The sequence below is a fragment of the Alkalibacterium thalassium genome, from assembly GCF_900101165.1.
GTDB lineage: Bacteria > Bacillota > Bacilli > Lactobacillales > Carnobacteriaceae_A > Alkalibacterium > Alkalibacterium indicireducens.
On the sequence record NZ_FNFK01000035.1, the window covers coordinates 1 to 21,510 of the forward strand.

Annotated in this window: 22 protein-coding genes and 1 pseudogene; 15 read left to right on the forward strand and 8 right to left on the reverse strand. The window is 42.8% G+C overall.

From position 1 onward, the window contains the following. Nucleotides 1–231: 231 nt before the first annotated feature. Nucleotides 232–642: a GNAT family N-acetyltransferase gene (locus tag BLR76_RS07785; protein WP_091267660.1), complete on the reverse strand. Its 411-nt coding sequence runs from the start codon at nt 640–642 to the stop codon at nt 232–234. A 223-nt stretch (nt 643–865) separates the two neighbouring features. Between BLR76_RS07785 and BLR76_RS07790 the strand changes: the two genes are divergently transcribed. After that, nucleotides 866–1,375 (forward strand): O-acetyl-ADP-ribose deacetylase, encoded by a 510-nt coding sequence (locus tag BLR76_RS07790; RefSeq protein ID WP_091267663.1) that lies wholly within the window; start codon nt 866–868, stop codon nt 1,373–1,375. 7 nt (nt 1,376–1,382) lie between these two features. Beyond that, the gene (locus BLR76_RS07795) at nt 1,383–1,859 is read left to right on the forward strand and encodes a DUF305 domain-containing protein (RefSeq protein ID WP_091267666.1); all 477 of its coding nucleotides are present in this window, start codon (nt 1,383–1,385) and stop codon (nt 1,857–1,859) included. 71 nt (nt 1,860–1,930) lie between these two features. On the opposite strand, the gene BLR76_RS07800 is transcribed toward BLR76_RS07795, so the two are convergent. The 4 genes and pseudogenes from BLR76_RS07800 to BLR76_RS12245 all read right to left on the reverse strand — a co-directional run. Then, complete coding sequence (locus BLR76_RS07800) at nt 1,931–2,869, reverse strand: DUF368 domain-containing protein (RefSeq protein ID WP_091267669.1); 939 nt, start codon at nt 2,867–2,869, stop codon at nt 1,931–1,933. Between the two features lie 141 nt (nt 2,870–3,010). Beyond that, nucleotides 3,011–4,534, reverse strand: a complete 1,524-nt coding sequence (locus BLR76_RS07805) for a ClC family H(+)/Cl(-) exchange transporter (protein ID WP_091267672.1) — start codon at nt 4,532–4,534, stop codon at nt 3,011–3,013. Between the two features lie 22 nt (nt 4,535–4,556). Then, nucleotides 4,557–4,829: a TrkA C-terminal domain-containing protein gene (locus tag BLR76_RS12370; RefSeq protein ID WP_281241341.1), complete on the reverse strand. Its 273-nt coding sequence runs from the start codon at nt 4,827–4,829 to the stop codon at nt 4,557–4,559. Nucleotides 4,830–4,871: 42 nt separating this feature from the next. After that, nucleotides 4,872–6,104 (reverse strand): annotated as a pseudogene (locus BLR76_RS12245) (ClC family H(+)/Cl(-) exchange transporter); the annotation flags it as partial. 179 nt (nt 6,105–6,283) lie between these two features. On the opposite strand from BLR76_RS12245, the gene BLR76_RS07820 reads away from it, so the two are divergent. From BLR76_RS07820 to BLR76_RS07850, 7 genes are all read left to right on the forward strand, one after another. Next, a complete protein-coding gene (locus tag BLR76_RS07820; protein WP_176759650.1) occupies nt 6,284–6,565 on the forward strand; it encodes a DUF503 domain-containing protein in 282 nt (93 codons plus the stop codon). Between the two features lie 41 nt (nt 6,566–6,606). Further along, nucleotides 6,607–7,266 (forward strand): hypothetical protein, encoded by a 660-nt coding sequence (locus BLR76_RS07825; protein WP_091267682.1) that lies wholly within the window; start codon nt 6,607–6,609, stop codon nt 7,264–7,266. 25 nt (nt 7,267–7,291) lie between these two features. After that, the gene (locus BLR76_RS07830) at nt 7,292–8,170 is read left to right on the forward strand and encodes a DegV family protein (RefSeq protein ID WP_091267684.1); all 879 of its coding nucleotides are present in this window, start codon (nt 7,292–7,294) and stop codon (nt 8,168–8,170) included. Between the two features lie 205 nt (nt 8,171–8,375). Beyond that, nucleotides 8,376–9,668, forward strand: coding sequence for a mechanosensitive ion channel (locus BLR76_RS07835; RefSeq protein WP_091267685.1), 1,293 nt, complete (start codon nt 8,376–8,378; stop codon nt 9,666–9,668). A gap of 245 nt (nt 9,669–9,913) precedes the next feature. After that, complete coding sequence (locus BLR76_RS07840) at nt 9,914–10,624, forward strand: P-II family nitrogen regulator (RefSeq protein ID WP_091267688.1); 711 nt, start codon at nt 9,914–9,916, stop codon at nt 10,622–10,624. A gap of 26 nt (nt 10,625–10,650) precedes the next feature. Next, nucleotides 10,651–12,117 carry a DUF1538 domain-containing protein gene (locus BLR76_RS07845; RefSeq protein ID WP_091267690.1) on the forward strand — a complete coding sequence of 489 codons (1,467 nt, stop codon included), beginning with the start codon at nt 10,651–10,653 and terminating at the stop codon, nt 12,115–12,117. 210 nt (nt 12,118–12,327) lie between these two features. Beyond that, nucleotides 12,328–12,594, forward strand: a complete 267-nt coding sequence (locus tag BLR76_RS07850) for a hypothetical protein (protein WP_143009216.1) — start codon at nt 12,328–12,330, stop codon at nt 12,592–12,594. A 591-nt stretch (nt 12,595–13,185) separates the two neighbouring features. Here the strand turns inward: BLR76_RS07850 and BLR76_RS07855 are convergent. Together BLR76_RS07855 and BLR76_RS07860 are read right to left on the reverse strand one after the other, a co-directional pair. Next, complete coding sequence (locus tag BLR76_RS07855; protein WP_091267694.1) at nt 13,186–13,410, reverse strand: hypothetical protein; 225 nt, start codon at nt 13,408–13,410, stop codon at nt 13,186–13,188. Nucleotides 13,411–13,434: 24 nt separating this feature from the next. Then, nucleotides 13,435–13,656, reverse strand: coding sequence for a hypothetical protein (locus BLR76_RS07860; protein ID WP_091267697.1), 222 nt, complete (start codon nt 13,654–13,656; stop codon nt 13,435–13,437). 137 nt (nt 13,657–13,793) lie between these two features. Here BLR76_RS07860 and BLR76_RS07865 point away from each other — a divergent pair, with 137 nt between their 5' ends. From BLR76_RS07865 to BLR76_RS07890, 6 genes are all read left to right on the forward strand, one after another. After that, nucleotides 13,794–14,636, forward strand: coding sequence for a metallophosphoesterase (locus tag BLR76_RS07865; protein WP_091267700.1), 843 nt, complete (start codon nt 13,794–13,796; stop codon nt 14,634–14,636). Nucleotides 14,637–14,708: 72 nt separating this feature from the next. Further along, the gene (locus tag BLR76_RS07870; protein WP_091267701.1) at nt 14,709–15,686 is read left to right on the forward strand and encodes a Gfo/Idh/MocA family protein; all 978 of its coding nucleotides are present in this window, start codon (nt 14,709–14,711) and stop codon (nt 15,684–15,686) included. Between the two features lie 582 nt (nt 15,687–16,268). Beyond that, the gene (locus tag BLR76_RS07875; RefSeq protein ID WP_091267704.1) at nt 16,269–16,586 is read left to right on the forward strand and encodes a PTS sugar transporter subunit IIB; all 318 of its coding nucleotides are present in this window, start codon (nt 16,269–16,271) and stop codon (nt 16,584–16,586) included. Nucleotides 16,587–16,616: 30 nt separating this feature from the next. After that, a complete protein-coding gene (locus BLR76_RS07880; RefSeq protein WP_091267706.1) occupies nt 16,617–16,940 on the forward strand; it encodes a PTS lactose/cellobiose transporter subunit IIA in 324 nt (107 codons plus the stop codon). A 432-nt stretch (nt 16,941–17,372) separates the two neighbouring features. Then, nucleotides 17,373–19,160, forward strand: coding sequence for an ABC transporter ATP-binding protein (locus tag BLR76_RS07885; protein ID WP_091267709.1), 1,788 nt, complete (start codon nt 17,373–17,375; stop codon nt 19,158–19,160). Between the two features lie 26 nt (nt 19,161–19,186). Continuing rightward, nucleotides 19,187–20,914 (forward strand): ABC transporter ATP-binding protein, encoded by a 1,728-nt coding sequence (locus BLR76_RS07890; RefSeq protein ID WP_091267714.1) that lies wholly within the window; start codon nt 19,187–19,189, stop codon nt 20,912–20,914. Between the two features lie 122 nt (nt 20,915–21,036). Here the strand turns inward: BLR76_RS07890 and BLR76_RS07895 are convergent, their stop codons facing one another. Then, entirely contained in the window at nt 21,037–21,279 is a 243-nt protein-coding gene (locus BLR76_RS07895; RefSeq protein WP_091267711.1) for a DUF2512 family protein, read from the reverse strand. Between the last annotated feature and the right edge of the window lie 231 nt (nt 21,280–21,510).

The following is a 21,510-nucleotide window of genomic DNA, read 5'->3' on the forward strand; positions in this document are numbered from 1 at the left end:
CAGGGCTTTCGAGTTCGCCAAAGCGAACCCTCATCCCTGCCGAGCTATCATCCCACGATTGAAACCGTGGGTTTTCTCGCTCGGAAAACTGATAAAAACAACATAAGAGCATGTTTCTCTGTATTCAGGTAAGTTACCTGTGACAGGAGAGACATGCTCTTTTATACTACTGATTTAGAAGCGGATCCAAGGTGACTAAATGATTTACCCACTGGAGTCTGACCTCAAGAATCAGTCAGGAATCCGTCTGACCATAAACGCCGTTTCAGTCGATTCCTTAAATCCGTTTTTCTTGTAGAATGAGAAAGCCGGCACGGAATAATCAGTGACCAGAGTAATATAGTCGATTTCAAGAGTCTTAAGATGAACAGATAACTCTTTCATAAAAAAACTGCCCAGTCCTTGTTTCTGCTCGGATTCCTTGACAAAGAATTCCTTGATGTAATACTCGCGGCCCTCCCACCAGTTTGTCACATAACCGAGTGCTCCTCCAATAACTGCATCTGATTCATCCACCAAGACGAAAGAGAGGGTATTGCCGTAATCGGTAAGGTCCTTCAGATAGCTATCCACCTGTGCGTCGTCTACCCATTTGTCATTCCAGGGTTCAGCTGAAAACACATCGACAAAGATTTGTTTCATTTATTCATAATAAATACTGTTTAACTTCCATAGTTGTCTCCTTCTGGAAATTTATAATATATACTAGAAAGTATAGCATGTCTCAAGTTACTCCATGGATTCAAAATAGAGTCAGTCAGGTACGGTTTAGAATTCGTTTTATTTGCGAATTAGGATCAGTCGTTTTACCATTTAAGTACATCAATGCATTATAAGATTGCAGAAAAAAAAGGAGAGAGTAGAAATGAAGATAGAGGTAGTCAAAGAAGATATTACAGAGATGAAAGTTGATGCAATCGTCAATGCGGCTAACAAATCTCTTTTAGGTGGAGGAGGAGTGGACGGGGCGATTCACCGGGCTGCAGGACCTAAGCTTAAAGAAGCCTGCAGAAAACTGAATGGCGCTGATACAGGGGAAGCGAAAATTACAGAAGGCTTTAATCTGCCGGCCCGTTATGTGATCCATGCCGTTGGCCCGGTCTATAATGACGGATCCAGTGGAGAAGCTGACAAGCTGAAGTCTTGCTACCAGAACAGTATGAGACTGGCAGAAGAGTATGACCTGAAAACCATAGCTTTTCCTGCAATAAGTACAGGAATCTACGGGTACCCTAAGGAAGAAGCAGCCGAGATTGCGGTCGATACGATCAGATCTTGCGAAACAGACAGTTACTCAGTTGAAACAGTCTACCTGGTCGCTTACGATGACGAGACGTTTACCAGCCTGAAGCAAGCTAAAAACAAGAGAGGATAGTGTCACAATGAAAAATTATATACGCTTTGGATTAATGATTCTTACTTCAACCCTCATCATGTATGGACTCATGTATCTTAACACATATGAACGCTCACATGTGTATTTCAGTGAGACACGTGTTTATATGGCAATTATGATGGGCGCAGTGATGACGATTGTCATGATGCTGTTCATGTGGAAAATGTATAAGAATAAAAAGTTGAACAGTATTATACTGACAGGTTCAGTTGTCGTTTTCGGACTCATGCTGTTTTTAGTACGTAGCCAGACGACTGTTAATGAAGTATCCTGGATGAGAGCCATGATTCCACATCACTCCATTGCTATCCTGACCAGTGAGCGAGCGAATCTTGAAGATGAACGCGTTCAGCAGCTGGCAGATGAAATAATAGAAGCCCAGGTAGAAGAAATCGCAGAGATGGAAGCATTGATCGAAGAACTTCAGAATGAAGAAGACGAGGACAGTCCAGAAGACGACTAGCTATAAAAAAACTTCTATCTAAGTCTACGCTAATTAAGCAGACTTGAGATAGAAGTTTTTTGTGTATTTATTTACTGATCTGAAATAGGCTTGGATTCTTCAGGAAGTTCTTCTGTTGAGTCTTTAGTTTTACCTAGGGCATAAGTTAGGGCATAACAAGCACCAGCGAGAGCCAAGGCTACAACAAGTCTAAAGAATGCTCCTGATCCAGTCAGGTCATCCAATGCATTTGTATTAGCCACTACTGCAACAGGTGAGGCTATTACAAGTCCAAGAATCGAAGCATAAGTGAAGCCGGGCTGCGTCTTGAAGAAGTAGTCGATTACTTTACTGATCAGAACGATACCAGCTATCATGCCTAAAGCATAAGCAATTAACAGGATAGTGAATGGGACAAGTGCTTCAAAGTTCCTGTCGACCAGTGCTTCCGTAAACCCGTTGATTGTATTGATAACGGCATAGTAGTACCCAATGATCAGCATGAGCAGAGACCCGCTCACTCCAGGAATGACCATGGCTGCAGCTGATATGAGGCCGACGAAGAACAAAGAGATCAGTGGACCGATTCCGAGACTGACGCTCTGTACGCCGCCCCCGGCCACTTCAGCTACTCCCATCCAGGTAACAATCAGGAAAAAGATAATGAACAGAATAAAGTGAAGTGGACCAATTGTTTTCTTCTCAGATTCGAGACTTTTGTAGAAAGAATTTCTTAAGATCGGAAGGCCACCTAAAATAAGCCCGACGAATGCGAATGCTGTGTATAAAGTGTAACTGCTCAGAAGCCATTCGATGACGATAGAGAATCCGGCCACGCCGGCCAGTGCACCGATAACCAGCGGTACGAGTATCCTCAAGCTGGGCTTCAGTTCTTTTCTGAAATGAGTGAACGCATGAATCACATCGTCATAGATACCGAAAGAAACAGCCATAGTCCCTCCAGAAACTCCAGGAATAACATTTGAAATCCCGATAAATAATCCTTTAATTGCCATCCATATGTATTGCATAATAATCTCCTTTACCTTAACGGTCGATTGAAATTTTGTGTACGAGAATCATTTTACCATATATTTTTTAATTTGATAGTAGAAAAAAGGCCTTATCCAGTCAAGCAATGTATGAACGGATAAGGGCCATTATATAATTGTTCAGTTCAGCTTATCTATATATTTCTTGACCTGTCTGAGGAATCCTTGATCACAGGCAATCTGAAGTTCATCGCCAGGGAGAAGGACAGTATCACGGTGCGGCATGAATTCGTTGCGGTGCCGCTTGATTCTCACGCACTTGGCATTATAAGGAAGAGTAAGCTGACTCATCTGCATGCCATCCAGGTAACTGTTTGGTTCAACAAAGACATCCATATAAATGAGTTTGCCTTCAAAAACAGTGGGAACTCGGTTGGTCTTATTATATAGAGTAATTTCGTCAACGGGTTCAAGACCTAGGATATCTGCAATAATATAGGCAGTAAGACAGACGACAGCAATTGGCATCATCTGTGTGATTGATCCCGTGATTTCTGTCAGCAGGACAATAGCTGTCAGAGGAGCTTTTGAAATCGCTGTGAAAAAGCCACCCATTGCAAAAATGACAAAGTTACGGATGAATTCATCTTCCATTCCCGTACCTTTAAGAGCAAGGTTTCCGAAGATGCCACCAAGTACTGCACCGATAGTCAGCATTGGAATAAGCATGCCGCCTGGAATACCAGATCCATAGGCAATCTGAAAGCCGATGAATCTGAATAAAAGGATTGCTAAGAGAAGCATTGTGGACGTTCGAACAGAAGCAATATCAGTAATGATACCCGTTCCTCCACCAAGCATATCCTGCCAGAACAAGCCGGTAGGAATAACCAGAATGAATGGGATAAAGCCATATAGATAAACTGGAATAGGTAAGCTGGCATAAATCTTCGGCATAATGAACAGAACTTTATGAAACAGCCAGCCTGCTAGAGCTAGCAGAACACCTAATAGAACGAGGTAAAGATAGTGCTCCAGAGGAAACTCCGTAATTCGACCCAATGCAAGTGCCGGTTGGGACCCAAAAATATGGAAGGCCAGAAAATTAGCAGTAACGGATGCGGAAAACACTGTGAGAATAAGAATACCGGAAAATCTGTGGTGCACCTCTTCAAGAATGATAACCAAACCGGACAGTGGCGCATTGAAGGCCGCAGACAGGCCGGCTGCTGCACCACTAGAAATAAGTATATCCTCCTGAGACTTGTTTCCTTTCAGAAACGAGTTGATTCCCTGTCCAACGACTCCTCCGATCTGTATGGATGGACCTTCTCGACCGACAGGAATACCAAGTCCAAGGACTAGGGTACTCGCTGCAAATTTACGCCAGAGAATAGAAACCCAGTTCAGTTTCAGTGTTCCGAGGAGTTGCCCTTTGAGTTCAGCGATCCCATTCCCTTGAATATCCGGATCATCTCTGCCCATCAATATAACGAGAAAGCCTATAAAAAGGACAACAAGAGACCAGCCAATGATCCATAGAGGGTTGTTCCTTAAATAAGAATAGATACCCGGCATGAAGTTTAATGTAGTATAAATGGCCATTCTAAAAGCACTGACAACAGCACCTGCGACTGCGCCCACCAGAATCCCTTTCAGGACATAACTGATTTTTGACCAGTCGATAAATTTCAAGCGTTTCATTTGGAACTCCTTTGAAGCTAGTTTAGTTTAATTTATCCAGCTGTTTTTTGACTTCAGATACAAAGCCGCTGTCTGCTGTGAAAAATAGCTCGTCTCCTGACCAGAATACCGTATCCTGGTGCGGAATGAACTCGTTATTGTGTCTTCTGACCTTAACCAGTTTCGATCCGTAAGGAAGTCTTAAGTATCGGGCCATCATGCCATCCAGATCACTGTCCGGTTCAACGGATACTTCAAATTCAATGACTTCTCCTTCAAAGACTTTAGGAATCTGATGTATTTTCTTCTGAAGCAACTCTTCATAAACCGGATCAGAGCCAAGAAAGTCAGCGACAACATACGCTGTCAGACAGACAACCGCAAGAGGCATCAGATGCGTTACTGTCCCCGTCATCTCAGTGATCAGCATAACTGCTGTAAGAGGGGCTTTAGTCACGGCAGTAAGGAGGCCGCCCATGGCATAGACAATGAAGCTTCTGATAAAGATGTCTTCGATTCCTGTAATCCATATAGCACCGTTTCCGTAAATAGCTCCCAGTAAAGCTCCTAAGCTGAGTACTGGGATGAAGATTCCACCTGGCAGACCTGATCCGTATGAGATGTGAGAATAACCGAAACGAAACAGGAAAATACCTACCAGCAGGAGCGTGCTTATGCGCCCGGAACTGATCAGTGAGATAATACCTGTTCCTCCACCAAGCATTTCAGGAAGAAAGATTCCGATCGGTATAACTAGAATAAACGGAAGAAAGCCATACAGATAAGGCGGAATCGGTATTTTTTTATAAAGGTTAGGCATATACATCAGGACTTCCTGATAAGCCCACCCCATGACTGCTACAATTATCCCCATGATTACCAAGTGGGCATAATGCTCCAGAGGGAACTGAAGAAGTGACCCGAGATCCAGCGCAGGCTGCACACCGAAAATCGTATAGGCAACGAAGTTAGCTGTAATTGATGCAGAAAAAGCAGTCAGGAGAAGAACACCTGAAAATTTATGGTGAACTTCTTCCAGTATGAACATGATGCCGGATACTGGGGCATTGAAGGCAGCGGATAAGCCGGCGCTTGCCCCAGCAGAAATAAGAATATTCTGTTGAGACTTGTTTCCTTTAAGGTAGTGATTGACTCCTTGACCGACCGCTCCTCCGAGCTAAATGGAAGGGCCCTCACGGCCTAAAGCAAGTCCTGAACCGATGGACAGCACGCCTCCAACAAACTTACGCCAGAGGATAGACAGCCAGTTCAGCTTCAGTACTCCGTGAAGCTGTCCTTCAATATCCTGGATTCCCGACCCTTTAATGTCCGGTTCGTCTCTGATCATTATTGCAATAATAAATGCTATAATGGCAATACCAACAATCAAGGGTACAATCCATATTGGATTATTTCCCGCAAAGGCATACACATCACGCATGATTGTCAGCATCGTTTCAATGGATACACGGAACAGACTGACGACAATACCGACGATTACACCGACCAACAGTCCTCTCGCTACATAAGCTATTTTAGACCAGTCAAACAAATTCAGTGTCTTCATATTTATAAAACTCCTAATGACCATTTTCGTGTCTTTTACATAAGTACTAAGATAACGAATATACAAGTGAAAAGCAATACAATGTCCCTAATTGACTGATTATTCTAATATATGTTCAGATAGCTGCATATTATTCAGGCAATTATTGCACGAGGATCGAAAGCATGCTACGATTTAACGAGATACTACGAGGAGGAACTGAAATGATTCTAATGGGTGTTGAACTGACCATTCTGATTTACGATTCATACTCCTTGAAAGACAAGCGCAGCACGGTGAAAAGTGTCGTGCATCGCATTAGAAACAGGCATCATCTGACAACTGCAGAAGTTGACGAGTGGGACCTCCACAATAAGGCTGTGCTAGGCTTCGGCGTAGTCGGAAGCAACCGTCAGCTTTGTCGGCAGCAGATCGAAGCAGCTCTGAAAGATGTAGAAGAGCATTATGAAATTGAAATACTTCATGTCGAATGGATCGAAGCTTAGGGACCACGGACCCGTCAAAACTAATTAAAAGGATGAACACGATGACTGAACCGACAATCGATAGTTTAAAAGAGTATTCCGGAGACTACAGGATGATCAATCTGCTGATGGGCTATACTAAAAGCCATATGATGCAGATCGCTGACAGTCACGGTCTGACTCTACCCAAAAGCTGGAAGAAAATAAAAGTCGCTGAAGCGCTGATGCCGCATATTCTCCATCAGGCTCAGACACTTTATCAGGAAATTCTGGATGAGGTTTTATCCATCATTCCCGAAAGCAATCAGAACGTACTGCCTGTAAAAGACAGTGAAAGTCTGAAAGGTTTCGCGCCACTTATAAAGAAAGGCTTCTTTTTTGCAGTAACGGCAGACGACAGCTCTATCGTCATTATTCCGACTGAGCTGATAGACGCCATAAATGAAGGTAGGCCAGAAGAGGATGTCTTTCAAACTATCCCGTCCGATACTCAGGGAGAAGAACCAGCTGATAAGTTGACTGACTTGAGAAATCAGTCTGCTGATGGAGAAGAGGAGACATCCAATCATTCTGAAAAAACATATGATCTGCTGCTGAAATGGAAAAAGCAGCTGACAGCGATATACGGCGGCTTTTCAAGCAGTCATCTTCATGAGGTCTGGAACAGGTACTATACGGATTCTCTGACTGAAGAAGAAATTACTGAGATCCTTACTGACTAATTTATATTAGAAAAGAGGAAAGCGCATGATTAGAATACTGATCGATTCTGGCATCGACCAGAACAATTATATGAAAAAAACATATGACTATGACTTTCTGCCACTAAGCGTCATTATTAATGAAAGGGATTATCTGGACCAGGTGGAACTGTCTCTGGAAGACGTTCACGGCTACATGAAAGAAGGTATTCTTCCTAAAACGTCTCAGGTTTCTCCCAAGACTGTGATCGATACCCTTGATGCCTGCCGAGAGAGGGGCGAAGATGTCATCTACATAACTATCTACAGTCAGTTTTCCGGGACCTATCAAGTTGCACAGACAACTGCGGAAGCATATCTGGAAAAATACCCGAATATGAACATTGCTGTGATCGATTCCAAGGGCGGCTCTGGCGGAGGGGCTCTGCTGGCTCTTCAGGCAATGGAAATGGCCAAGAAGAATGAAGATTTCGAAACCATTGTCAGCCAGACCATAGAAAATACAGAACACATCAAGTATCACTTTACCTTGAATAATCTAAAATGGCTCGTCAAAGGTGGGCGTCTGCCGAAAGCAGCTGGATATGCCGGAGATGCACTGAATATCAAGCCGTACCTATCTGTAAATGAAACGGGCATTTACCTGAAGAAACTGGTCAGAGGTCAGGACCGAATATACAAGCGGATGATAAAAGATGTGAAAAAAGGGATAGACAGCTTTACCGATCAGCTGGTCACGATCAGTCACGTCAATGACATTGAAAGCGCAAAGCGACTCGAAAAAATGGTACAGGAAGAACTTCCGGATGTTACCACACAGATTTTTGATATCGGAGCGGTACTGGCTGCCCATTTAGGCATAGGCGGCGTTGGTGTATTTTACTTTGATCAGAAACCGTCGCAGTATATGTACATTGAAGAATAAGAAAGCTGCGGGAATCTCAGAATAACGACAGACAGGATCTGAATGAATAGAAAGCTGTTCTCCTCCAGAAGAGGGAAACAGCTTTTTTGTATGGAATTATCAGAAGAAGCCGTCAAGGTTAGTACAGTGCATATTATTTGTTCTTTCTTAATACCTTGGTTATACTGAAAGTGTTCAATAAAAAAAAGAAAAGGAGTTTGATAATATGGATAATGTCGGAAATTCGTTTCAGCGAGGACTGAACACGTTCATCGATTTTCTTCCTCGTTTGTTAATGGGGTTACTACTTATTCTAGTAGCCTGGGTCGTCGCTACTCTAGTGAAGAAAGTAATCATTAAAGGGCTGAAGGCAACAGGTCTTGCATCAAAATTACAGGACTGGGGTGCAGCTAATAACGAGAACCAGGGACATTCGATGGTCAATGCCTTAGGTAAAGTAGGGTACTTCCTGGTATGGGTATTCTTCCTTCCAGGTATCTTCTCCACATTCGGACTTGAAGCAATTGGTCAGCCGATTCAGAATATGCTTGATAAGGCATTTGCATTCCTACCTAATATCATCTCAGCTATTGTTATTCTCGTATTAGGTTTCTATGCAGCCAAATTCGTCAAGAATCTGGTGTATAATCTTGCAGTTGCTGCCAATCTTGACCGGTTCTTGAATAAACTCTCAGGTTCTGAGACGGCTACATCAGATGTTGAAGACAGCAAGGGAACGATTGCATCAGTATTGGCTAATATCGTTTACTTCCTGATCTTAGTACCAATCATTCTGGTTGCACTGGATGTTCTTAATATCGATACGATTGCTCAGCCGGTGAGTGATGTACTCAATACGATTCTTCAAGCTATTCCAAATATATTAGTCGCAGTAGTTCTACTTGCAATTGGTATGGCTTTAGCTAAATTTATTGGAGATATCGTTACCGATCTATTGAGAGGAACTGGTTTTAACAAATATTCTTCATATTTAAGAAAATCAGTCAATATGGACATTGATCTGGCTCATTTGGTCGGACAAGTTGTTGCTGTACTGATCGGTCTGTTCTTCCTGGTAGAAGCACTTAATGTTCTGAATCTTGAAATGCTGAACATTATCGTTGGCGCAGTAATTGCTTATCTGCCTAATGTACTGTTTGCAGCTATCATCATTGGACTGGCATTCGTTGGAGGACAATGGCTGGCTTCAGGAATCAAGAAAGCAACAGGCAGCCCATTTGCAGGCGTTATGCTTAAATATATTCTGATCGTTTTTGCAGTATTCATGGCACTTGATCAGCTGAACTTTGCTTCAAGCATCGTAAACTTTGCATTCATGTCCATTATTGGTGGACTTGCAGTAGCCTTTGCCTTGTCATTTGGACTTGGTGGACGCGACTTTGCCAGAAAGCAGCTTGAACGTGCTGATCAGAAAATTGAAAAAGAAAGCAATAAATCAGGATATCCATCAGTTGAACCGACAGTTGACTCAACTGACCAGTCATCACCAGACTTATAAGATTAACTAGACAATATAGGGTGGATGACTCATTAAAGTCATTAGGCCGTAATTGAATAGAGGACACGACCATCGATAGTTCCTTATGGGAAAACCGGTGGTCGTGTTTTTTGTTATAAAAGTAATATTTATTAAAAGTAAATGCATTGGTCATGTCATTATTAATGAATCAATCTGATAAAGTGGAAGATACTTACGAAAATGGTTATACTGGAAGAGTAGCTTAAAAAATGAGGTGAACAACTATGCAAGTAGAATTAGTAGGCTGCATTGTAAAAAGAGGGCAAGGAGATACCTGTCTTAAAATGGCAGCCAAAGAAGGAGTTAACGGTGGAACGGTCATCAGAGGTGAAGGAACAGTACAAGGCAGAGTATTGAATAAACTGGGTCTGGATAAAGTCCGAAAAGAAATAGCTGTATTTATCTCTGACGAATCGACAGCTCAGACAGCAATGATGCATATAGCTGACACTATGGGGATGACAAGAAAAAATAAAGGGATCTGCTTCAGACTCCCACTTGCAGGTGCAATGGGCCTTGTCAAACAACAGGGGGCTAATCAATCTGAACAAATCGATCCAGCTGACAGTCAAGGTTTTGACCAGGAATGGAATCAGGGAAAAAATGAAGGAATAGATACGAAGGAGCCGGATAATATGTTTCAGGCGATTGTTGTAATTACAAAAGAAGGTCAATCTGAAATAGTAATGGAGGCTGCTCAGGCAGCAGGTGCCCAGGGCGGTACAGTGATTCAGGCACATGGCGCAGGAGGGTACGAGACAAAGAAAGTATTCAATATGGAAATTGAGCCTGAAAAAGATATGGTACTGATCATTTCATCCAAAGATCAGACCAAGGCTATTACTACAGAAATCAATAAGGTTTTAGGACTGGAAAAACCAAACTCCGGTATTCTATTTGTAGCGGATCTAAGTGAAACGATAGGAGTCATTTAAATTAAAGGAAAGGGGAATAATCTGACATGCCTATACTAATTGAAAAAATGCTTGAAGTCACACGTTCAGTTGCCCCTATCTTTCTCTTTGTTCTGATGATTCATTTTTTCCTTGTGCCGTTTTCTTCAAGTCTATTAATCGCCTTTTTTCTTGGCACTCTAGCTATCGTAATCGGCCTTAGTCTGTTTCTAGTCGGTGTTGATATTGCTATAACGCCTATTGGAGAATACATAGGAAAAGGAGTAGCGAAATCCAACCGAATCTATGTCCTGGTCACTGTGGGTTTTCTGATCGGTTTTATAATATCGGCAGCTGAACCTAGTTTGACAGTACTAGGAAATCAGATCAGTATTGTCACAAGTGGAACGATCGACAGCTTTCAACTGATCCTGACCGTTTCGATAGGTATTGCAATTATGGTAGTCGTAGGGCTTTTGAGAATTGTATATAGCTTATCTTTCTTTAAAATCATTGTTTCGGCATACGTTCTTATTTTGATCCTGTCTTTTTTCACGTCCAGTGAATTTCTTTCGGTAGCCTTTGATGCGTCTGGTGCGACAACAGGTTCAATCACAGTTCCATTTCTGCTTGCACTATCGGTCGGGATTTCTTCTCTTAAAAAGAACAGTGTCCGGTCAGGAGAAGACAGTTTTGGATTAGTAGCCATTGCCTCGGTCGGAGCTATTCTAGCCGTCATGATTTCCAACCTGATCAACCCGACTGAGTCACTGACGGGAGACTTGCCTATCCAGTTCGGCTTCGACCAGTCTATGCTTTCTGCGTTCACATCAATAGGAACTGATCAGGCGGGAGACGTGCTAATATCTATCCTTCCGATCGCCATCCTGTTTTTCATTTATCAGATCACATTTCTCCGACTGCCTAGAAAAAGAGTCAACCGCATATTTATAGGAATGGTCTATGTCATCATTGGACTGATCCTGTTTCTGACAGGGGTCAATTTTGGATTCATGTCTATAGGAAGCATCATTGGGTATGAACTGATTCAGTCAGAACGTTTCATATGGTTCTTTATCCTGTCGTTTGGACTGGGCATGGTTACAATTCTAGCTGAACCCGCCGTCAGTGTTCTGACGGCGCAGATCGAACGAGTAACTGCAGGGGCTTTGAAACCGGCATTCGTCTTGTCAGCACTAGCTCTAGGCGTAGGGTCTGCGACACTAATTGCAGGTATAAGAGTAGTCAGTTACAATCTGGAATTGTGGCATATTCTTCTGCCGGGATACGCACTGGCTATCATATTAAGTTTCTTTGTTCCAGGTACCTTAGTGACGATGGCTTTTGACGCTGGAGGAGTAGCTTCAGGTCCCATGACAGGTACCTTTATCCTGGCTTTCATACAAGGAGCGGCTGAAGGTATGCCTCATGCATCAGTCCTTGTCGACGGTTTTGGAATGATCGCTCTTGTTGCTTTAATGCCCATCATAACGATCCAGCTTTTCGGTCTGATTTATGCATTACAAAAAGATTAACTGAATAGTTTTGTGCATGCATATCGCATCATAAAACGGATTATATGTCGCAAATATGGCATAAATATGGCTAAAATAATGCATGGTATTGACTTAATTTAGACACAGACATTTATTCACTTCTCTTGTATAATCAGTGTATGTTAAGTCGGAAGCAGCTTAATAGCTAACCTGCTGATTACTAGGTTCTAAACAGAGAGTTGGGATGAGATGAACCAATTGAAAAGACGCTTTATTTATGTAATAGACACGCCGACCGAATCGAAGGAACTGCTCATTAGAGAAAATGAACTGATCGAAAATGCGGACGGAGAATTGGATTGTCCATTAGATACCATTTTGAGCAGATACCATATGGGATGGGACGACTTGTTCGAAATGAACGCAGCTAGTGTCTCACTTATGGAAGAAGACATTGCTGAACGAAAGGTCATCCGTTCCATTTCATTCGAAAACTTACGTTACTATAAAAATTAAATAAAGGCCGACTAAAGCTGGGTATTTTCCTTTGTTAAGGAAAGTGGCCCAGCTTATTTTGTATGCCTTAAAAGTGAATGCAGTCTCTTAATTTATGGCGAACGCCTCATAACTTGTGGATATGAGGCATTCGTCACAGCAGAATGGGTGCGAATCCTTCATATCTTTAGTTTATGAGAGATTGGACTTACGCTAAACCTCGTCAATGCCTCATAAGTCGGAAATATGAGGCATTGATTCAGTAACTTCCTTCAATTTCAGATGCCCAACCAAGTATTTCATGCAAATCCCACAGGTAGCCAGCAGAATAGTATCCGTATTTAGAGATACTTTTTGGTCGAATGTACCATAAACGGATATTTGACCCATTCGTCAAAAGAAATAGCTCTCGAATAGACCATAAACGGATATTTGACCCATTTACAAATCTTATCCTGTTAAGTGATTGTCGAATATCCAATTTCATACGTCAGTTAAGCATGATTCATACAACAGAAAACACCTCCGAGCTCCCGAAAGCATCTGGGTTCGGAGGTGTTTCTCTAATAGTGTAAGTGTTAAGTCTCATTATTACAGTAGGTCTAAAACAAGTCAGTCTTTGTTCTGTTCATTCTTAGAGCGTTCGAGGTCATCAACCTTATCGACATCGAACGATTCAAAATCTTCTTCGGTCGTGTCTTGAGCCTTATCCGCCTCACTTTTATTATCCGGCGAATCATCTATAGTTTCATCAGCATTGATGAATTCATTTTTGTCTCTTGGATGATCGGCAAACGGATAAGCTTTGTTCTGCTGGTTTTCGTCCATATTCGGCATATTTCCACTCCTTAAGTTTTTTATTTAATCGTTTGAATCATTCAATTGGTCCAGATCGTCCAGATTGAACTTTTCGAAATCTTCCGGTCTGGTCATCTGTGCCTTTTCTTCTTCAGAGAGCCCCCGGTCGTCAGAAACAGGGTCACGTTTTATAAATTCATTACCACTCTGAGTCGCTTTAGTTTTCAGAAAATAGTCTGCCTGATTCTGCTGATCCTGGTGCAAAGTCGGATCGTTTTCCAACATAATCCCTCCTTGAATTCTCACTTTTATTACTAATAGTTTATCATAGAAAAATAAATAACGCTTTCAAGATGCATTATATGATACAATATAGCTAGTATTTTTATAACGACAGCAAACAGTAGCAGGAGGAACGAATCATGGTGTGGATATTACTGGCTTTAATCATTGCACTAGTTATTTACTTATATACTCAGAACTATCTGATCGAAACAACACAGTACTCAGTGACAGTACCTAAACTTGATGAACAGATGAAGGGAAAGAGAATCGTTCATTTAACCGATCTGCATCTGACCCCACGTTCAAATAAAAGCTATATCGAAACAATTATTCAGAAAACTGAGGAAGCAGAACCGGATTTTATCGTCCTTACCGGGGACCTTGTACAGGCAGGATTGTCCAGTCTGGCTGATACTCCCCTTAGACGCTTTGCCGAATTGTGTACGAATATTGCCCCTACATATGCAGTTACTGGAAATCATGATATTGCAAGTGGGTCATTTTCTGAATTTACATCGATTTTGTCAGCAGCAGGTGTTCATCTTCTTCTGGACGAAGCGGAAGTGGTGACCGTCGATGAGGAAGAGAAATTGGTCATCATGGGACTGGCTGAACGTGAGGATCAGATCAATCTGCCCAAACCGATGCTTAAATCCATCGAACTGACGCCTGAAATGGAGCGACTTCCTAAAGTACTTCTGGCACACAGACCGGAGCATTTCGAGCAGTATATGTACGACCAGACTAAAGCACCCGCTCTAGTACTGAGTGGACATACCCATTCAGGGCAAGCCCGAATTCCTTACTTAGGTGGGGTTTATGCACCCGGACAAGGATTTTTCCCGAAATACGACTATGGCATTTTCAGCTCAGAAGAACACAGATCCAGACGACTGATTATTTCAAGAGGTCTAGGGAATTCATCGTTTCCATTTAGAATCAACAATCGTCCGGAAATCGTTGTGGTTACACTTCAATAGAAGGTATGTCTGACCCACTCGTGGTATACTGGAGGGGAACAGAGCACTTAATTAGAAGGAGTTCGATGATACATGGATAAGTTAAGATTAGGAACGATAGGAACGAGCGGAATCACTGAACAGTTTATCGAGGCAGCAGTGAAAAGTGAGAAATACACGTTAGAAGCAGTCTATTCTCGTACTCAGGACAAAGCTGATGATTTCAGAAAAGCCCATAAAGCAAAAAAAGCCTACTCTGATTTCGAAGCATTCTTAAGTGATCCTGATGTTGATGTGATTTATATTGCATCACCAAACAGTCTGCACTTCGGCCAGGCAAAAGCTGTGCTTATGCATAACAAGCATGCCATTGTTGAGAAGCCAGTCGTTACGTCTGTAGAGCAGTGGGAAGAGTTGACAGCTTTGTCCAGACAGCAGAAAAAGCTGGTGGTTGAAGCAGCCAGACATATATTTGAACCGAATTTTCTTAAAGTGACAGAGCTGATCAAAAATAAAGCCGATATATACGGTGCTTCATTGACCTACAGCAAATATTCATCCCGCTATGATCAGGTACTCAACGGGGAAGAACCGGCAATTTTTTCACCTAAGTTTGCTGGTGGAGCAGCCAATGATCTGGGAATCTATGTCATCTATGCGGCACTCAAATGGTTCGGTCAGCCTAAATCCGTCGAAGCGTTTTCCCAACCGATCAGAACAGGTGTTGACGGAAAAGGAACAGCTATTTTGAGATATGATGGATTTGATGTGACCTTGAATTACGGAAAAATCAATACATCAATGCAGCAGTCTGAAGTCTATACTGCGGATGACACGTTAGTTCTGGATGCTATCACCGGCCTTGCTTCAGCTGAAGTGGTCGATGCACGAACTAGGGAAACAAGCTCGATCCAGCTTGACGAGCCGTCTGAAAATCCTTTGATGTGGGAAGCACTGGCTTTTGCAGAAGTGATGTCCGACTATGACAGTGAAAGCAGCAGAAACCGAGTTAACGACTGGTGGACGCTGACCAGACAGGTGCATGCTGTTCTGGATGAAATAAGAAACTAAGAGAGTCTAATCATTATAGCTAAAGCAACTCTGATATGACAGAACCGGGTCAGCTGGGATCACGATTTAATTAAACAGAACAGTGATGAAGACACCTTGAGGCAGGAGAACTTGCCTCTGGGTGTCTTTTCTGACTAGACGTACTTTTATGATGTGGGTAAAGTCTAGTATGGAAAAATAATACTCGAAATATGAAGAATGTAGTTCAACATTAAACCAGCTGGTGAACTTAACTATCCGAGTATTAAAGTTAAGTTAATTAGTCAAGAAACGACATGAACTGCACTAGTAATACAGAGAGTAAAGTTCGAGGAAGTCATGAGCTTCTGAACTACATTATCAGTTGTCAGTAATGCAGTTCAGAAGCGAAAGACTCAGTAAACTAATCCCCTTTCAAAAAGATATATTAGAAGTCACACTCACTCACTCACTCAATCATCCTTTAATTAGGCAGTCAATAAAGGAATATCCCTCTTTCAAGAGGGGGAAAGTGGACAAGATTTTTTCAGAGGTGTATGATTGAAGTAAGGAAATATGAAAAATAGATAGAAAAAATTAATAAGAATATTAGGAGGAAACGGAATGGCAAAAAAAGAAATTATGCTGGTATGTGCTGCTGGAATGAGTACAAGCATGCTGGTATCTAAAATGCAGAAATCCGCGGAAGACAGAGGTCTGGAAGTGGAGATTTTTGCTGTGTCTGCAAATGAAGCTGATTCCAAGATGGAAACTCAAGCTATTGACGTCATGATGCTTGGGCCCCAAGTCCGTTACATGAAAGGTAAATTTGAGGAAAAGGCTAATGAACAGGGCATTGCCATAGATGTCATCAACATGCAGGATTACGGTATGATGAATGGAGAAAAAGTTCTTGACCGCGCGCTGGAACTGATGGATTAACGATCCAGAATGACCTGGGAGGGAGCAGTCATGAGTGAAGAAAACAGAGAGTTAATGGAAGTGATCATGGCACTAATCATGCATGGGGGAGATGCCAGAAGCAGTTCGATGGAAGCAATCCATGCCGCTAAGAACAGTCAGTTTGATCTAGCACAGGAGAAGCTGAAAGGAGCAGATTCATCCATTACTGAAGCCCATCGAGTTCAGACTGATCTGCTGACACAGGAAGCAGCGGGAAATTCTGTAGAATTGAACCTGCTGATGGTACACGCACAGGATACATTAATGAATGCTATGACTTACCGAGACCTCGCTGAAGAAATGATCGACATGTACCGAAGAATTGAGGAATAAACGTAAATGACAGCACATCTAGTGTGTCAAAGGTCATTTTCGATGAAAGTATTTAGAAGCTGCTGCTTGAGAATAGCTGATATGAAGCCTGTTCTTAAGCACCAGCTTCTTTATTTAATTTTTTTGCTAAAATAGTCATATTGGTGTTGTAAATGGAAACGTTTCAGTGTATAGTTGTTAGCGATGAGAGAGTTTTAATAAAACAAGAGAGGAGGACGTGCAAGATGAAAACATCAGTAAACCTAAACGATAAAATAAAAACTACTTTTTGCACACAGCTGGATCCTGTGACGGGTCGGCTGACGCCTCCTTATTTCATAATAGAATGAATCCCTTGTTTTTTTTCGTGTAATCAACCAGAAAACTATTCGGACAGTCTATTCTCTTAAGGGGATGGACTGTCTATTTTTTTGGAAAGAAAGGAAAGAAAAGATGTTCGACGTACTGGTAAAACTGAAATTTTATTTTAAAGAAAACAAATGGCAATACCTCGGCTCCTTTATCGCTCTGGCCATCTCCAATATATTTGCTGTCATTATTCCATTTATCATTGGACGATTTATTGATGCGATCGTCACCGGCGAGATGAATGCCGCTGTGCTCAGAACGTATAGCCTTCAGTTCGCAGGCGTGGTCATAATCACCTATGGTCTTGATTTTCTATGGGGCTATGGGTTGTTCGCCGGTGCTTATAAATTACAGAAGGAGATGCGCAGTAAACTGATGCGCCATTTCTTAAGAATGCGAGCACCGTATTTTGAAAAATTCCGTACAGGAGACCTAATGGCTCGTGGGACACAGGATATACGAGCGTTGGCAGATACGGCAGGTTACGGTATGCTCGTTCTGATGAGTGCGACCGGCTTTACAGCTACATTGGTGATCATGATGGGCCTGACCGTACACTGGGGGCTGACTTTTGCAGCAGTTATTCCGATGCTTCCGATGGCTTATGTCATAAAGGTCAAAGGAGCTCAAGTTGATGAAGCCTATGAAATTGCACAGAAATCATTCTCTTCTGTCAACGATGACGTACTCGAGATGATCGACGGCATGCGCGTAATTCGTGCCTATATCAAAGAAGCCGATTTTATAGACAAGTTCAAGGAACAGACAAGCGGACTGCTCAAGAAGAACAACAAAGTATCCGAAATTGCAGCTATATTTGCACCGACTGTCAAGGCTTTTGAAGGACTTAGCATCATGATCGCCTTGAGTTATGGGGCAATTCTCGTAGCGCAGGGGACGCTCAGTTTAGGAGATATCGTCGCATTCCAGATGTATCTTGGGATGATGATCTGGCCGATTATTTCGGTATCCGAACTGGTACTCATTCTGCGTCAGGGAACTGCGTCCATGAGACGTGTCGATGAAATCAGATATGCAACAGATGAACTGAATTTCAAAGGAACGATCGAAGCGGAACAAGTCGATGATTTTGAATTTGACGAGTTCACCTTCAGATACAGTTCAAGCGAAACAATCAATCTGGATAAGATCAGATTGGACTTAAAGAAAGGCAAGACACTAGGAATCGTCGGAAAGACTGGATCAGGAAAAACGACTCTCATCAGACAACTGCTCAATCAGTTTCCGCTTGGTTCGGGAACGTTCAATATGGGCAGTTCGGCATACTCAGAATATAACGATCCATCATTAAGACGACTGATCGGATATGTGCCACAGGATCACGTCCTGTTCAGCCGATCCGTAAGAGACAACATTGCCTTCGGTAAAAAAGAGGCCACTGACGAGGATATCTTGGTAAGTATCCGCATGGCTTCCTTTGAAGAAGACCTGAAAAATATGAATAGGGGACTGGACACCATGATCGGTGAGAAAGGCGTCTCGATCTCTGGAGGTCAGAAACAGAGAATCTCCATTGCACGTGCGCTGATCAAAGATCCGGACATTCTTATTCTGGACGATTCCTTATCTGCTGTGGATGCCAAGACAGAACAGACCATCATTCATAATATTCAGCAGGTCAGAGCAGGGAAGACGACAATCATTTCTACTCACCGCTTGTCCGCAGTTAAAGAGGCTGACGAAATCATCGTTCTGGACAACGGAACGATTGTGGAACGTGGCACTCATGATGAGCTGATCGACAAGCGCGGCTGGTACTATGATCAATTTACAAAACAGGAAATAAAAGAAATCACAGAAAATGAACCTCTGTCATCACCAGATCCATACGAGAGGAGGGATGACTATTGAAGACAGTTAAACGGTTAGTTTCTTATATGAAATATTACAAACTTTACTTTACCATCGGAATCGGACTGGTCGTCTTATCCATGGTCACCGACTTGGGTGCACCAATCATTGCTCAGCGCATTATTGACCAGGTCATCACCCCTGCAGCTGCAGGGAATGAAGAATTTACAGATGTGCTGATCCGACTGATTGCCATTTATTTCGGCTTGATGGTTTCGACCGTCATCACCCGATACATTTCGGCTATTTATCGTATGCGTGCGGCAAACGGGATCATCAAAATTTTGAGAGACCAGTTGTACACGCATGTACAGGAACTGCCAATCAATTATTTCGATAATCTACCGGCAGGAAAAATCGTTGCACATATAACAAACGACACAGAAAGTCTGCGCCAGCAGTTTTACGTCGCAACAGTCGGCCAGATCCTGATCAACGTATTCTACGTCATTGGAGCATTTGCAGCGATTGCCTTCTTCCACACGGGACTGGCACTGACGCTTCTGGTTCTAATTCCTATAATGTTTTTATGGAACAAATATTATACAAAATACGCCAGAGTTTTCCACCGTAAAGAACGTGACCTGAACTCGGACATCAACGGGAAACTGAATGAATCAATTCAAGGCATGCAGATTATCCAGGCTTTCGAGCAGGAAGAACGCATCCAGGACGAATTCGAAGACATCAATGGTAAGTGGTACGAGGTCATGCGAAAGTATGTCATTCTCGACTCAGCCTTCCAGTGGACATTTGCCGACTTCCTTCGTCGACTGTCACTATTGCTGCTTATGGTCTATTTCAGTACTCAGTACATCAATGGGGCACTAGGGATTTCTGTGGGGATGTTGTATCTCTTTGGAGATCTTGTCAGCCGTCTGTATGAGCCGATCAAAGGAATCATCCAGCAGATGGCCTTCGTTCAGCAGGCGATTGCGGCTGGAGACCGGGTATTTGAAATGATGGACATGAAACCAGAAGACAATCCGGAAGCATCGATGGAAGTGACAGAAGGTCGCGTTGCGTTCAATCACGTGACATTCGGTTACACGGAAGAAAAAGATGTTCTGAAAGACATTCACTTTACAGCTGAACCGGGCCAGACCGTCGCACTAGTCGGTCATACAGGTTCAGGAAAAAGTTCGATCATGAACTTGCTCTTCAGATTCTATGATCCGCAGATCGGGGAAATTATGATCGATGGCCAGAACACAAAAGAGTTTTCCAGACAATCTGTCCGAGAAGATATGGGCATTGTCCTGCAGGATCCGTTCCTCTTTACTGGGACGATCTACTCCAACATCACGATGGACAATCCGAGTATCTCTAAAGAAACCGCGATTCAGGCGCTTCTAGATGTTGGTGGACAGGATCTGCTGGATAAATTTGAAAAAGGGATTGACGAACCCGTTGTCGAAAAGGGGAGTACACTAAGCTCTGGTCAGCGTCAGCTGATTTCCTTTGCCCGCGCCCTTGCCTTCGATCCGAAAATCCTGATTCTCGATGAAGCAACGTCTTCCATCGATACGGAAACGGAAGAAATTATTCAGCACGCTATGAATGTACTGAAAAAAGGACGGACGACCTTCATCATTGCACACCGTCTATCAACGATTCAGCATGCGGATCAGATCCTGGTGCTCGATCAGGGAGTCATTAAAGAACGGGGCACACACGAGAGCTTGCTTAGCCTGAACGGCGCATACGCTGAAATGTACGAAATGCAGAAAAAAGGTCAGGCCCTTGCTTCTTAAGAAGTAAGAATAACAAAATGTCACACTTTAACATAGGATGACAAAGGAAATGATCGGAATACAAAAAAGAGTCATCATCTCGACTGAATCGGGAGGATGACTCTTTTTTATGATTATATGGATTAGTAAGGTGAGCGCGAACTGCCTGCCTGATCCTTGAACAGCCAATTGTGGAAGAAGGTTTCAAACAATGCAACTCCCAAGGCAAAGACAAAACCGGCAACAATGGCTTCTCCGTCAGTCATGGCAGTCAGATAGGCCACAGAAATGACGAAAGCAGCGCCGGCATTGACGATAGTAGCGACCACTTTCCCGCTGTTTTTTAAGATAACTAGATCACCTAAAATGTAAATAAGTGTGGAGATTTGAGACTCCCACGGCTAAAGCCGCAAGCCCGAACCTTTCGGTTTGACGGGTGGGATTCTTGAGTGCTTGTACGAACGCAGTCCATTTCTGTTTTGTTCAAGCCTCAAGGTGAGGGCATCTCATTGCCCCTCCTAAGACAGTGCATATAGCATCTTAGGCTGGTTAACTGTGACCGTCAACCACAGGTGCATAGCGAATATTCATTGCACCAACGATATCCCTGTGTTTTT

Coding starts and splice junctions, on each gene's coding strand:
- BLR76_RS07785 (WP_091267660.1), bottom strand. CDS start 642: ATGAAACAAATCTTTGTCGATGTGTTTTCAGCTGAACCCTGGAATGAC.
- BLR76_RS07790 (WP_091267663.1), top strand. CDS start 866: ATGAAGATAGAGGTAGTCAAAGAAGATATTACAGAGATGAAAGTTGAT.
- BLR76_RS07795 (WP_091267666.1), top strand. CDS start 1,383: ATGAAAAATTATATACGCTTTGGATTAATGATTCTTACTTCAACCCTC.
- BLR76_RS07800 (WP_091267669.1), bottom strand. CDS start 2,869: ATGCAATACATATGGATGGCAATTAAAGGATTATTTATCGGGATTTCA.
- BLR76_RS07805 (WP_091267672.1), bottom strand. CDS start 4,534: ATGAAACGCTTGAAATTTATCGACTGGTCAAAAATCAGTTATGTCCTG.
- BLR76_RS07820 (WP_176759650.1), top strand. CDS start 6,284: ATGATTCTAATGGGTGTTGAACTGACCATTCTGATTTACGATTCATAC.
- BLR76_RS07825 (WP_091267682.1), top strand. CDS start 6,607: ATGACTGAACCGACAATCGATAGTTTAAAAGAGTATTCCGGAGACTAC.
- BLR76_RS07830 (WP_091267684.1), top strand. CDS start 7,292: ATGATTAGAATACTGATCGATTCTGGCATCGACCAGAACAATTATATG.
- BLR76_RS07835 (WP_091267685.1), top strand. CDS start 8,376: ATGGATAATGTCGGAAATTCGTTTCAGCGAGGACTGAACACGTTCATC.
- BLR76_RS07840 (WP_091267688.1), top strand. CDS start 9,914: ATGCAAGTAGAATTAGTAGGCTGCATTGTAAAAAGAGGGCAAGGAGAT.
- BLR76_RS07845 (WP_091267690.1), top strand. CDS start 10,651: ATGCCTATACTAATTGAAAAAATGCTTGAAGTCACACGTTCAGTTGCC.
- BLR76_RS07850 (WP_143009216.1), top strand. CDS start 12,328: ATGAACCAATTGAAAAGACGCTTTATTTATGTAATAGACACGCCGACC.
- BLR76_RS07855 (WP_091267694.1), bottom strand. CDS start 13,410: ATGCCGAATATGGACGAAAACCAGCAGAACAAAGCTTATCCGTTTGCC.
- BLR76_RS07860 (WP_091267697.1), bottom strand. CDS start 13,656: ATGTTGGAAAACGATCCGACTTTGCACCAGGATCAGCAGAATCAGGCA.
- BLR76_RS07865 (WP_091267700.1), top strand. CDS start 13,794: ATGGTGTGGATATTACTGGCTTTAATCATTGCACTAGTTATTTACTTA.
- BLR76_RS07870 (WP_091267701.1), top strand. CDS start 14,709: ATGGATAAGTTAAGATTAGGAACGATAGGAACGAGCGGAATCACTGAA.
- BLR76_RS07875 (WP_091267704.1), top strand. CDS start 16,269: ATGGCAAAAAAAGAAATTATGCTGGTATGTGCTGCTGGAATGAGTACA.
- BLR76_RS07880 (WP_091267706.1), top strand. CDS start 16,617: ATGAGTGAAGAAAACAGAGAGTTAATGGAAGTGATCATGGCACTAATC.
- BLR76_RS07885 (WP_091267709.1), top strand. CDS start 17,373: ATGTTCGACGTACTGGTAAAACTGAAATTTTATTTTAAAGAAAACAAA.
- BLR76_RS07890 (WP_091267714.1), top strand. CDS start 19,187: ATGAAATATTACAAACTTTACTTTACCATCGGAATCGGACTGGTCGTC.